Annotated in this window: 10 protein-coding genes and 1 tRNA gene; 5 read left to right on the top strand and 6 right to left on the bottom strand. The window is 68.4% G+C overall.

What is annotated here, in order from left to right:
* The first annotated feature begins 11 nt into the window (after positions 1–11).
* A complete protein-coding gene (locus tag ACQY68_RS08630; protein ID WP_428148970.1) occupies positions 12–968 on the top strand; it encodes a hypothetical protein in 957 nt (318 codons plus the stop codon).
* Positions 969–992: 24 nt separating this feature from the next.
* Here the strand turns inward: ACQY68_RS08630 and rpiA are convergent, their stop codons facing one another.
* Both rpiA and glmU read right to left on the bottom strand, forming a co-directional pair.
* Positions 993–1,676 (bottom strand): ribose-5-phosphate isomerase RpiA, encoded by a 684-nt coding sequence (rpiA, locus tag ACQY68_RS08625; RefSeq protein WP_428148968.1) that lies wholly within the window; start codon positions 1,674–1,676, stop codon positions 993–995.
* Positions 1,673–3,022, bottom strand: a complete 1,350-nt coding sequence (gene glmU, locus ACQY68_RS08620; protein WP_428148967.1) for a bifunctional UDP-N-acetylglucosamine diphosphorylase/glucosamine-1-phosphate N-acetyltransferase GlmU — start codon at positions 3,020–3,022, stop codon at positions 1,673–1,675. The genes rpiA and glmU overlap by 4 nt, the downstream gene beginning before the upstream one ends.
* Before the next feature lie 67 nt (positions 3,023–3,089).
* Between glmU and ACQY68_RS08615 the strand changes: the two genes are divergently transcribed.
* From ACQY68_RS08615 to ACQY68_RS08600, 4 genes are all read left to right on the top strand, one after another.
* A complete protein-coding gene (locus tag ACQY68_RS08615; RefSeq protein WP_428148966.1) occupies positions 3,090–3,806 on the top strand; it encodes an HAD-IA family hydrolase in 717 nt (238 codons plus the stop codon).
* Positions 3,807–3,833: 27 nt separating this feature from the next.
* Positions 3,834–4,589, top strand: a complete 756-nt coding sequence (locus ACQY68_RS08610; protein ID WP_428148965.1) for an SDR family oxidoreductase — start codon at positions 3,834–3,836, stop codon at positions 4,587–4,589.
* 123 nt (positions 4,590–4,712) lie between these two features.
* Positions 4,713–6,002, top strand: a complete 1,290-nt coding sequence (locus ACQY68_RS08605) for a dicarboxylate/amino acid:cation symporter (RefSeq protein WP_428148964.1) — start codon at positions 4,713–4,715, stop codon at positions 6,000–6,002.
* Positions 6,003–6,065: 63 nt separating this feature from the next.
* Positions 6,066–6,140 (top strand) — tRNA-Val (locus ACQY68_RS08600).
* A gap of 7 nt (positions 6,141–6,147) precedes the next feature.
* Here the strand turns inward: ACQY68_RS08600 and ACQY68_RS08595 are convergent.
* The 4 genes from ACQY68_RS08595 to ACQY68_RS08580 all read right to left on the bottom strand — a co-directional run bounded on the left by ACQY68_RS08595 (position 6,148) and on the right by ACQY68_RS08580 (position 12,329).
* Positions 6,148–7,782, bottom strand: coding sequence for a M28 family peptidase (locus ACQY68_RS08595; protein ID WP_428148963.1), 1,635 nt, complete (start codon positions 7,780–7,782; stop codon positions 6,148–6,150).
* Positions 7,783–7,949: 167 nt separating this feature from the next.
* On the bottom strand, positions 7,950–9,482 hold the full coding sequence (locus tag ACQY68_RS08590) for a class I SAM-dependent methyltransferase (protein ID WP_428148962.1): 1,533 nt from the start codon (positions 9,480–9,482) through the stop codon (positions 7,950–7,952).
* Positions 9,483–9,528: 46 nt separating this feature from the next.
* A complete protein-coding gene (locus ACQY68_RS08585) occupies positions 9,529–9,906 on the bottom strand; it encodes a hypothetical protein (RefSeq protein ID WP_428148961.1) in 378 nt (125 codons plus the stop codon).
* A gap of 29 nt (positions 9,907–9,935) precedes the next feature.
* Positions 9,936–12,329, bottom strand: coding sequence for a caspase family protein (locus ACQY68_RS08580; RefSeq protein WP_428148960.1), 2,394 nt, complete (start codon positions 12,327–12,329; stop codon positions 9,936–9,938).
* Positions 12,330–12,485: the final 156 nt, after the last annotated feature.

Raw genomic sequence — 12,485 nt, 5'->3', positions numbered from 1 at the left:
GAGACGCCGTCATGCTTACGCTCGCTGCCCTGGCCGTCATGGCCACCCTGTCGATCGAGGGCGACGCCAACGCGTCGAACCGGCCGCTCCAGGTTGCACCGCAAGCCGCCCATATGGGCGAACCCGTCCGGCTTGAGGACATCGAGGTCACAGGACGTCCGCTGACAACCCTGATCGACACCTTCGTCGCTGAAGTCGCGGCGCCGGCCGGTCGTCGGAATCTGGCGCGATGGGACCGTGAGGTCTGCGTGGGTGTGGTGAACCTCCAGGACGCGCCAGCCCGATACATCACGAATCGCGTTTACGCCGTGGCGGAGGATATCGGCCTGCGACGCGGCGCGCCCGGCTGCCAGCCCAATGTGGTCATCGTCGCCTCGGCCGAGCCAGACGATCTGGCCCGGACCGTGACCGCCGAACTGCCGCGCGCGTTCCGACCCGGGGGGCCGGGCATGGATCGAGGGGGCGCGGCTCTGGAGCGGTTCCGGCGTTCGGATGACGCGGTCCGCTGGTGGACCGTGAGCATGCCGATCGACTCCATGACCGGACAGCGCGCGGTTCGCATCCCCGGCGAATGCAGCGGAAACTGCAGCGTTACCGGTCAGTTCGCACCCAACATCTACATGCTGGCATCCCGCGTCACGACCCAGATCGTCGATGAGATCGTCAAGACCGTCGTCATCCTGGACATCGACAAGGTCGCCTCCGTGACGTCGCAACAATTGGTCGACTATGTCTCGATGATCGTCTTCGCCCAGGTCGATCCGGAAGCTGACACAAGCGCCTACGCCTCGGTCCTGAACGTGTTCGAAGCGCCCGACGCTGCCGCGGGCCTCACGCAGTGGGACCGGGCCTATCTCGAAGGACTCTACCAGGCGCAACGCACCCAGCGTGGCCCGGGGGCGGCACGCGACGAAATCGCCGCCTCCATCCATCGCGCCCATACGAGGTTGAGCAGCATCGAGGAGTAACGACCGTGCGCAACCGCGTCGCGGTCAGGGCAGCCGGATCTCCACGCCCGCGTCCGTACCGATGATCGCCTCGTCGGCGAGGTCGAGGAACAGGCCGTGCTCGACCACGCCGGTGATCAGCTTCAGATCGTCGGCGAGGCGGACCGGGTCGTGGATGGCCTGGCATTTCGCATCGTAGATGACGTTGCCGCCGTCGGTGCGGACCACGCCGCGATCGGCCTGGCGCAGGCGGGCCGGCATCTGGATGTCGTGATCGATCAGGACGTCGGCGATGCGGTTGCCCGTGGTCTTGTGACCGAAGGCGACAACCTCGATCGGCAGGGGGAAGGCGCCCAGGACCGGCACCACCTTGGCGGCGTCGGCGATGACGATGCAGCGGGTGGACGCCTCCCACACCAGCTTCTCGCGCAACAGGGCCGCGCCGCCGCCCTTGATCAGGGCCAGGCCCGGACCAACCTCGTCGGCGCCGTCGACGGTCAGGTCGATCTTCGATACATCCTCCAGAGTGACCAGCGGCAGGCCCAGTTCACGGGCCAGATCGGCGGTCTTCTCCGACGTCGGGACGCAGCGCAGGCCGGTCAGGTTGCGGGCGGCCAGCGCCTTGACGAACCAGGCGGCGGTGGAGCCGGTGCCGAGCCCGACGACCATGCCGGCCTCGACACGAAGGGCGGCGGCCTCGCCGGCGATCTGTTTCTGGTGGTCGCTCATTTCCTCGCCGCCTTCTTCGCTTTGGCCTTGTCGCGGAAGGCCGCGCCGGCGCCGGCCTTGTTGACCTGACGTCCGCGGGCCAGGGCCAGGGCGTCGGCGGGCACGTCCTCGACGATTACCGAGCCCGAGCCGACGATGGCGCCCGCGCCGATGGTGACCGGCGCAACCAGAGACGAGTTCGAGCCGACGAAAGCCCCCTCGCCTACCGTCGTCAGGGCTTTGTTGAAGCCGTCGTAGTTGCAGAAGATCGTGCCGGCGCCGATGTTCGCGCCCGCCCCGACCGAGCCGTCGCCGAGATAGGACAGGTGGCTGGCCTTGGCGCCCTTCTCCATGCGGACGTTCTTCACCTCGACGAAGTTGCCGACCTTGACGTCCTCGCCCAGATCCGCGCCGGGACGCAGGCGGGCATAGGGTCCGACTTCGGCGCCGGAGGCGATGCTCGCGCCTTCCACATGGCTGAAGCTGCGGATGCGGGCGCGCTCGGCGACGCGTGCGCCGGGTCCGAAGACGACATAGGGCTCAATCGTTGATCCCGCGCCGATCTGTGTGTCCCAGGCGAAGTGGACGGTCTTCGGATCAACCAGGGTGACACCCGCGTCCATGAACGCTTGGGCCATGTCCTCTTGGAACACCGATTCCGCGATTGCGAGTTCGTTCTGGGAGTTTACGCCCATGACCGCGTCCTCGCCCGCCATGACGACCCGGGTCGGCTCACCTCGCTTGCGGGCCAGTTCCACCACGTCGGTTAGGTAGTATTCGCCTTTGGCGTTGGCGTTGGTGACCTCGGCCAGCAGCGAGAACAACAGACCGACTGGCGCGGCCATGACGCCGGAATTACAAGTGGTTATGTCCAGAACCTCAGGCGACGCCTCCTTGGCCTCGGTGATCGCGGTCAGGGTCTCACCGTCCATGACGAGCCGGCCGTAGGCTCCTGGGAAAGCTGTCTCGAAGCCGATGACGGTGACGCCGTCATGCGTCTCGAACACCGCCTCGATGTCGGGGGCGCGCAGCAGGGGAACGTCGCCATAGGTGACCACGACCTGGCCGATGAAGTCGCCGAGCACGGCCTCGGCGGCGCGGACGGCATGGCCAGTGCCCATGGGCGGATCCTGAACCGCGACGGCGTCCTCGCCCAGCCGCGCGACGACATGGGCCCGGACCTCCGGCGAGTGGGCTCCGACGACGACGACGATCCGCTCGCAGTGCAGGGCCTGGGCCGCGTCGATGGCGTGATCCAGCATGGCGCGGTGGCCGACGGGATGCAGCACCTTGGGCAGGGGCGACTTCATCCGCGTCCCCTGGCCGGCGGCGAGGATGATGGCGGCTCTCGGATGGGGAGTGGTCATGAATCGGTCCGGCGGCTAGTCACGGCGCGAGGTCTAACCCATCGGGCGGCCCGACGGGAGACGACTGATGATCGAACGCGACCTTGAAGGCTGGACTCTCGCCTTCGACCTGGACGGGACACTGGTCGAAACGCACGAGGATCTGGTCGGCACCCTGAACCGGATGCTGGCCCTCGAAGGCCTGCCGCCCGCCCCGATGGAGAGCGCGCGCGAGCTGATCGGCGGCGGGGCCCGCGCCCTGCTCAAGCACGGGTTCGAGCTGGCCGGAGCCTCGATCGAGCGCGCCGCCGACCCCGATCTGTTCGACGCCTTCATCGCCGACTACATCGAGCACATCGCCGACCACTCCGCGCCGTTCGAGGGCGTGGTCGAGACGCTGGAGACCCTGGCAGAGCGCGGTGCGACCCTGGTCGTCGTGACCAACAAGCGGTCGGACCTGTCGGAACTGCTGCTGAGCAAGATCGACCTGACGAAGCATTTCGCCGCCATCGTCGGCCCCGACCGGGTCTCGGCGCGGAAACCCTCGGGCTGCCATCTGGTCGAGGCAGTCAAGTCCGTCGGCGGCGACCCGGAGCGCGCAATCATGGTCGGCGACGCCTCGCCCGACATCGCCTGTGCGAAGGATGCCGGCGTGCCGTCGATCGGCGTGACCTTCGGCTATACCCCGATCCCGATGGAAGATCTCGAGCCCGACGTCATCGTCGACGCCTTCGAGGATATCGAGGAGGCCGTCGATATGATCGTGGTGGATCACTATGTAGCCAAGGCGCTTCAAGGCGCCTGACGCCAGACCCACCGCCGGAGACCGACAATGAACCTCGCCACCGATACGATCCTCATCACCGGCGGCGGCACCGGCATCGGCCGAGCCTTCGCCGAGGCCCTGCACGCGAAAGGCGCCAAGGTCATTGTCGCCGGTCGTCGCGCCGAGGTGCTGGCCGAGGTCGTCGCCGCCAACCCCGGCATGGCGTATGAGGTGCTGGACGTCGCCGATCCCGCTGCCATCACCGCCTTCGCCGCCAAGGTCATCGCGGGCCATCCCGACCTGAACGCGGTGGTCAGCAATGCCGGAATCATGAAGCGCGAGAGCCTGTCGGACGCGTTCGACCTGTCGATCGTCGACGACATCGTCTCGACCAACCTGTTGGGCACGATCAGGCTGGCGGCAGCCTTCCTGCCGCATCTGCTGACGAAGCCCGCCGCGACCTTCGTCACCGTGTCGTCGGGCCTGGCCTTCGTGCCGATGGCGGCGACGCCGACCTATTCGGCGACCAAGGCGGCGATCCATTCATGGAGTCAGTCGCTGCGGGCGCAACTGGCCGGGACCTCGGTCAAGGTCGTCGAATGGGCCCCGCCGGCGGTGGCGACCGATCTGATGCCGGGCCAGGCGCAGAATCCGAACGCCATGCCGCTGGCCGACTTCATCGCCGAAAGCGTCGCCCTGTTCGAGGCCTGCCACGAAGAGATTCTGGTCGAACGGGTGAAGTTCTTGCACGGCGCGCTGGCGACCGGAACCTACGATCAGGTCTTCGCCCGGATGAACGGAACCCAGTCGCGCTTTCCCTGATCCCGTGCCGGATCGGCACCAACGTTTCTAACGCCCGACGAAGATTCGCTCGGTGCCTCGCCTGTTGCGGTTTCCGGACGCCGTGCCCACACTCCGGTCTCCTCCCCCGGATCAGTCGCCGCCATGCTTGCCAGATTCTTCGCTATCCCCCTGTGGCAGCGCACCGCCGCAGGGTTCGCCCTGGGCATCGTCGCCGGACTGATCCTGAGGGACCAGGCGGAGGTCTGGCTCCAGCCGATCGGCGACATCTATCTGAACCTGATCCGGATGGTGGTCGCGCCCCTGGTGCTGTTCACCATCGCCTCTTCGATCGCCAAGCTCGGCGAAGGCGCAGGGGCGATCCGGCTGGGGGCGCGGACCATCATGTGGTTCGCGATCACGTCGTTGCTGGCGGTGCTCGTCGGGTTCGCCTTCGGGCACCTGATCAATCCGGGCGTCGGTCTGGCCAACCTGCCGCTGGGCGAGGTGCGCGAGCGGGAGATCCCGACGCCGCTGGAGGTGCTGATCGGCATCGTCCCGACCAATCCGTTCGCCGCCCTGGCCGAAGGCAAGGTGCTGCAGATCATCTTCTTCTCGGCGCTCGTCGGGGCCGCGCTGGTGGCGCTGGGCGACCGGGCGCAGACGGCGCGCAGGTTCGTGGACGAGGGCGCGGCCATCGTCTTCCGCATCACCCGCTGGGTGATCCAGCTGACACCCTTCGGCGTTTTCGGCCTGATCGGCTCGGTGGTCGGCGGCTATGGCTGGGAGGCGCTGCTGCCGCTCGGCAAGTTCATTCTCGCCATCTATGCGGCCTGCCTGTTCCACATCCTGATCGTCTATTCGGGCCTGCTGAAACTGCACGGGCTCAAGGCGACGGCCTTCTTCCGGGGCGCGTTCGCGGCCCAGCAGACGGCGTTCGCGACCTCGTCGTCGCTGGGCACACTGCCCATCACCCTGCGCCAGACGGTGGAGCGGCTCGGCGTGCCCCAGGCCTATGCGGCGTTCGCCGTGCCGCTGGGCGCCAACGTCAAGATGGACGGCTGCGGCGCCATCTATCCGGCCATCGCAGCGATCTTCATCGCCCAGTATTTCCAGATCGAACTGAGCCTGACCCAGTACGTCCTGATCGGGCTGACAGCGGTTCTGGGGTCGCTGGGGACGGCGGGCGTGCCCGGCACCTCCATCGTCATGCTGACCCTGACTTTGTCGACGGCGGGTCTGCCGCTCGAGGGGATCGGCTATATCGTCGCCATCGACCGGATCATCGACATGATGCGCACCGCGACCAACGTCACGGGCCAGATGCTGGTCCCCGTGCTGGTGGCCAGGGAAGAAGGTATCCTCAACCAGGGCATCTATGACGGCCATGTCGCCTGGCTGCCGGGCGACCCGGATGCGGAGACGCCCGAAGGCGTGCGCGCGGCGGGCATCTGAGACTTGCCCTTCGGAAAGGAGCGGGCTATGTCCGCGCCTCCCCGCTTCTGGCGGGCCCGAGATGGATGCTTAGCTCAGCGGGAGAGCACCTCGTTCACACCGAGGGGGTCGCAGGTTCAATCCCTGCAGCATCCACCATTCTCCCCTACTCCCGAGACGCCGCCGTAGCCTGACGCACGGCCTCGAACTCGTTGCCCGAGGTCCAGGCGGGCCAGTCGCGACTGTCCGCCAGACCCAGCCCGACGCGATAGAGCAACTGAACGTCCTGGGCCGCGCCCTCCATCGACCAGTCGGAGGCCCATTCGTCGGTCGGCTGGTGATAGCGGTCGCGGACATAGGCGCGGCTGGCGTCCGAAGCCCCGGTAAAGCCGGCGGCGGCGAACAGGGCCGGGACGCCCATCTTCGCCAGCGGGAAATGGTCCGAGCGATAGAAGGCCCCGACCTGGGGCGCGGGATCGGGAATCAGCGACCGTCCCTCCTCCGACGCCAGATCGGCGAGCAGGTTCTGGGCGTCGGTCTTGCCGAAGCCGATGACGACGATCTCCGACGACGCGGGACCGGGCAGCAGGCTGTCCATGTTGATGTTGACCACCGTGGTCTCCAGCGGAACCAGCGGATGCGCCGCATAGTAGTAGGCGCCCAGCAGACCCGCCTCCTCCGCCGCCCAGGAGACGAACAGAACCGAGCGGTCGGTGCGCGGCGCCTCGGCGTACAGGCGCGCCAGCTCCAGCACGGCCGCGACGCCCGTCGCGTTATCCACGGCGCCGTTATAGATGTCGTCGCCCGCCGCATTGGCCACGGCGCGGCCGAAGGCGTCCCAGTGGGCGCCGTACATGACGGTCTCGTCCGGATGGCGGGTCCCGGGCAGGCGGGCGGCGACGTTGCGGGTCGTCAGGCGGCTGAAAGTCTGGCCGAAGTCGAGCGACATCGTCACGCCGTCCAGCGCCACCGGGCGGAAATCGGACGACTGGGCCGCCGTCTTCAACGTCGCATAGTCGAGGCCCGCCGCCGTCATCAGCCGCGCCGCCTGCGCCTGCTGGATCCAGCCCTGGGCCTGGACCCGCTCACGCTCCGGGTCGGCGCGGACGATGTCGAGGCCGGGGGCGGTGGAGGAGTTCTGCAGCGTGTTCCAGGGATAGCCCGCGCCCGCCGTCTCGTGGATCACGAAGACCGCCGCCGCGCCACGACGCGCCGCCTCCTCGAACTTGTAGACCCAGCGGCCGTACCAGGTCATGCCCTGGCCGTCGAAGCGGTTGGCCGTCGGGCTGTCGGCGGCGACCTCGAAGTCCGGGTCGTTGACCAGCATCAGGACGACCTTGCCGCGCACGTCGACGCCCTTGAAGTCGTCCCAGCCGCGCTCGGGCGCCGAGACGCCGTAGCCGACGAAGACCACCGGGGCGTCGGTGATGGTGATGTGGTTCTGCGGCCTGTGGCTGTTGGCGATGATGTCGGTCCCGCGCTGGAGCGTGATCGTCTCGCCGCCGGCTCTGGCGGTGATCACGGCCGGTCCGTCCTGGACGAAGCGGTTGATCGGCACGGTCTGGAAGTATGTGCCGTCGTCGCCTGCGGGTTCGAGGCCCAGCGTCCGGAACTGTTCGGCGATCCAGGTCACCGACCGCTCCTCGCCCGGCGTGGTCGGGGCGCGGCCTTCGAAGTCGTCGCCCGCCAGAACGGCGACGGCGGCGTTCAGCCGGTCAGGATCGACCCGCCCCTCCTGAGCTGCGGCTCCAGATGCCGTAACCAGACAGGCGGCGAGGACGGCGAGACGGACACGGGACACGGGCGGCTCATTCACTGACGACGGGCGTTCGACCCTGACCCACCCGCCCCGCCCTGTCGAGCGGTGTCCGCGCCTCGAACCTCGCGGCAGGGATGGCGCGGACGCGGGGCGCGACGCGAACTGCTGCAGTCGGTGGACGCCTGTGGGTCGCCGACCGGTTCCCGAGACTAGAGGATCCCCAGCGCGCGGTAGAGAGGGACGGTCTGGTCGAGGAAGCGGCGCGCCATGTCGCCGAGCGCGGACAGATTGTCCTCGCGGCTGACCATGTTCTTGCCGTTACGGGCTGCGCGCTCGTTCGTCGTCTGGAACACCTCCCAGACCGACAGGGCGATCTCGTCCGTCGTGCGGGCTCCGGCCAGCCAGGCGCGCAGGAACAGCTGGGCCGACCGGGGTGTCAGGATGCCCCCACCGGTCGCGGGCGAGGCCATGTGCTTGAGGTGCGGCCCCGTGACGGCGCGGTCGAGGACGAGGCCGTTGTAGGCGTCGCACCGCGCGCGGATGTCCGGCGTGAAGGTTTGGGCCGGGCGCAGAACGCCCATGCCGACGAGATTGATCAGGGCGGCGATGACGTCGCTGCGCCTGAGCGCCGACATGCCCGGCGTGGCCATCAGTTCGGCCGTGGTCTTCGGGCGGAAGTCGTCGGACGCCAGGGCGACGGCCAGGGGCCCGTAGGTCGCTTCGGACAGGACCACCTCGCCCTGCGTCCCCGTGAGCTGGAAGTCGATCTCGTCGAGGCCGCAGGCGAGGACGAAGGCCTGGGCGTCGAGCCGCGCCGTCTGTTCGGCGGGTGAAAGCGTCCGGGCGGCCTTCGCGAAGACGTCGGGGCGGAACTGCTGGTTGACCAGGAAGTCGCGGACGGATTCGCGCAGGACCGGGTCCTTCTGGCGATCCAGCAGGGCGACGCCGGCGGGCGGCAGGTGGATGGCGTTGACCCGGTCCAGCAGACGGGCGGAGGTTACGAAGCCCAGGTCGGCGTCAGACAGCGCCTCCGCGACGTCCGAGAAGTACGGGACGTGCCAGTCGGCATTCAGATACTCGTGGCCCAGATACTGGGCGCCGACCTTGCGCAGGGAGGCGGCGTGGCTGGCGGCGGGGCGGTTCTCGGCGAAGAAGCGGCCGTCGGCGGCGGCCACATCCTCCATGAACTCCAGCGCGAACTCGATACGGGTTTCGGGTTCACCGCCCGGCCGGGCCGCGTGGCCGAGTTTCAGCAGGTGGCGCACCGGCGAGCGGGAGGCCCAGCCGGGCTGGCAGTTGTAGCTCAGATAGACCACCCCGCCGGGTTTCAGCCGGTCGCGGATCAGATCGACGATCGTCCGCCGGCTGGCGTCCGAGACCCAGCTCCACACGCCGTGCAGGGTGATGACGTCGAACAGGGGCAGGTCAGCCCGCGCCGCAAAGGTCTCGAAGTCCTGGGCGTCGAGGTGCAGCGCGCCGTCGAACGAGGCCGCCAGCGTCCGGGCGTGCTCGACGTGGGCCGGATTGATGTCCACGCCCCAAAAGTCCCCGGCGTTGGCGGCCGCGTGGACCGCCAGCGACACCCCCTGCCCCATGCCCAGTTCGAGATAGGTCGGCGCCTCCGGCACGGCGACGTCGACGCCCGCGATCAGGCCGCAGAACCGCAGATGGGCCGGTCCCAGCTCGTGATAGTAGCCGGCCGTGTATTCCAGCTCGGCGTAGTGGCGATCGGGGGCGCTCATCCCGATCCCATGCACCAGACCGGCCCCGCGAGGCGAGACCCGTTCGTCAGGAAGCGGCGGGCTTGTTGGCCAGGCACCAGGCCGAGGTGACTTCCATCTTCTCGGGCGAGGCGTCGTCCTCCACGGCGACCGAGCTGGCGTAGTACTGGGCCACTTCGTCCGGCGTCATCGACTTCAGCGCCAGACCCTCCCAGTCGTTCAGGGCCGCGCGGACGGCCGTGACGTCGCCGGGCGGCGTCTGGGCCTCCAGGGCCGTCTGCTTCAGCGCCAGATAGGCCATGCAGGCGACCGCCTGATCGACGCCGGTCGAGCCGCTGACGACCTCGGCGACGGGCGTGGCCGGGGCGGCGGGGGCCTCGGCCTTCTGCTGGCAGGCGCCGAGCGCGAGGAAGGCGGCGGCCAGTGCGGCCGAATGGATGATCATGACTCTACTCCTGGTGGATACGGGTAAGCTCAGTGCGAGCCCGCGTTGGAACCGTTCGAGGCCAGACGCAGGACCACGTCGTCGACCTGCACCCCGCCCCGGTCGATGACCAGGTTCTGGTAGTTGCGCTGGCCGTCCATCGTCTCGGATTCGACGTTCTCGACCTCGGCGACGAACTGTCGGCGCAGATAGGTGGCCAGCTCGCCGGCCGTGACCATGCCGTCGCCATCGACGTCGCCTGCTCCGGCCAGACCGGTGCGCAGGAAGTGGGACAGATAGCCGCCGGCCTCGAACTTGTCGGCCACGGCGCTGGTCAGGTCTTCCTCTGACGAGAACAGCCCCATGACGCCCGGTCGATCCACGACGTTGCGTGCGAAGCCGCCGGAGAAGCAGCTGTCGAGCACCAGCAGCGACAGACGGGTGTTCAGTCCGTCGAACAGCTGGGCCATTTCCTGATCGGTAATCTCGCCGTCGCGCAGAACGATGGACTCCGTGCGGCCGTCCGGTTCCTGGGCGCTGGTCTGGGCGTCTTCCTGGCTGCCGTGGCCGGAGAAGAAGAACAGGAACAGGTCGTCGGGGCCGGCCTGACGCGCGACCTGCTGGAAGGCGCGACGCACGCCGCCGACCGTGGCCTCGGCATTGGTCAGCACCACGCTGGACGGGTTCAGAACCCCGCCACGCTGGAGCGTTTCGGCCAGCTTCTCGGCATCTTCGTCCGTGTACGGAAGGTCGTTGGCGACATCGCCGTATTCCGAGATACCGACCATGATGGCGAAGACGCGCGGACCGCCCTGAACCGAGGCCTGGCGCGGAGATCCCTGGCTGGGGCTGACGGAGAAGCGGTAGGACCCGGTCTCGCCGGCGGCGAAGGAGGTGACCATCACCTGATACTCGCCCTCCTCCTGAAGAACCGTATCGAGACGGCTGTTGGTGCCGTCCTCGCCATCGTCGTTATCGATCTGCTCGCCTGAGGGCGTGGTCAGGATGATGTAGGCGTCAAAGGCCGAGGAAGTCAGCTCCGCCGCCACCCGCTGGCCGCGACGGCCGGAGAAGGTGAAGGTGTCGACGTACTCGCCGCTGTCGAGCTGCTCGTCGCCCGACTGAAGCGCTCCGCCCACCGTGTCGCCGATCGAGATGTTGCCGCCGCGCACGTCCTGACGCCGGCCGCGGTCGTCGACGTAGGAGTCCTGACGCGGGCGCCCTTGCGAGGCTCGCCCGTCTGCCGGGAAGACGCCGAGGCGATAGGCCCCGGCCTCGCCCGAAGCATAGCTGGTGGCGGTGATCTGATAGTCGCCGTCCTGCGGCAGGGTGACGAACAGGCGGCTGTCCAGCGCGCCGTCGCCGTCGGGATCGTCGTCGTTGAACTCCGACAGGCCAGGACCCTGGATGGCGAGGTAGGGGTCGAATGCGGACGACGACAGGCGCAGGTCCAGTTGCTGGCCGCGACGCCCGCGCAGGGTGTATGTGTTGATGTATTCGCCGCTGTCCAGCTGGCGAGCGCCCTGTCCCAGCTCGCCGTTGACGGTCTGGCCCAGCTGGATGGAACCGTCGGCCTGACGCGAAGGCGGCTGATAGTTCTGCTGCGGCGGACGCCCGTTGCCCGCGTAGGGCGCACGACCGCCCTGTTCGGCCAGGATCTGGTAGCGGCCGGTCTCGCCCGAGCCGAAGCTGGTCGCCGAGACATTGACGACGCCGTCGGCGACGGCGGTGAAGGTCAGCCGGCTGTTGCGGCCGCCACGCTGGCCCGGATCGTCGTCGTTGTCCTCGCTGAGACCGCCCGCGCCGCGCACCATCAGGTAGGAATCGAAGTCGCTGGCGTCGAGGCTGATCGTGTAGGTCTGGCCACGCCGGACCTGCAGTTCCCAGTCGTCGGCGAACTCCCCGGCCTGAAGCGTGCGATCGCCCTGGGCGAGCACGCCGGAGGCCGACCGGCCGGGCTGCAGCATGCCGCCGCCGGCATTCTGGGCGCCGCGACCGCCGCTGGCCTGGGCATAGGCGCCGCGCCCGCCGGCATTGCCGCCGCCGCTCATGGACAGGCTGTAGCGACCGCTTTCACCGGGCTCATAGCTGGTCGCCGTGATGCGATAGGTCCCGTCGGCGGGTAGACGCACGTCCAAGCCTGCATTGGTGCCGTCATCGCCCGAGTCGTCGTTGTCTTCCTCGAAGTCGCCCGGTCCCCGGATCATCAGATAGGCGTCGAAGTCGTCGGAGCGCATCACCACCGAAAGGGGCTGACCCGCCCTGCCCTGAACCTCATAGACGTCGACGAACTCGCCGGTGTCGAGCTGATCGTCGCCCCGCGACAGGTCGCCCTGGACCGATCCGCCCGGCTGCAGCCGCTGCTGGGCGATGGCCGGCCCTGTCAGCAGCGGTGTGGCCGCCAGCGACAGAGAAAGAGCCGTGGAAAACAGGACGTTGCGCATGACGACTCTACCCCCGGAAAGACAGCGGGACATTGCCTACTGTCCAGCCTGATGTCACGGGCTCACGGAACAGGGGTCAGATTTCGACACCTTCCCGCCGCATCACCCACATTCGGCCTTGTTCGCGGAGCAAAAGCCCCGCCCCGCGGAAACTGC

Source organism: Brevundimonas sp. (assembly GCF_965278935.1).
Lineage (GTDB): Bacteria > Pseudomonadota > Alphaproteobacteria > Caulobacterales > Caulobacteraceae > Brevundimonas.
Note: the sequence above shows the minus strand (reverse complement) of the source record. Positions and strands in the feature narration are given on the sequence as shown.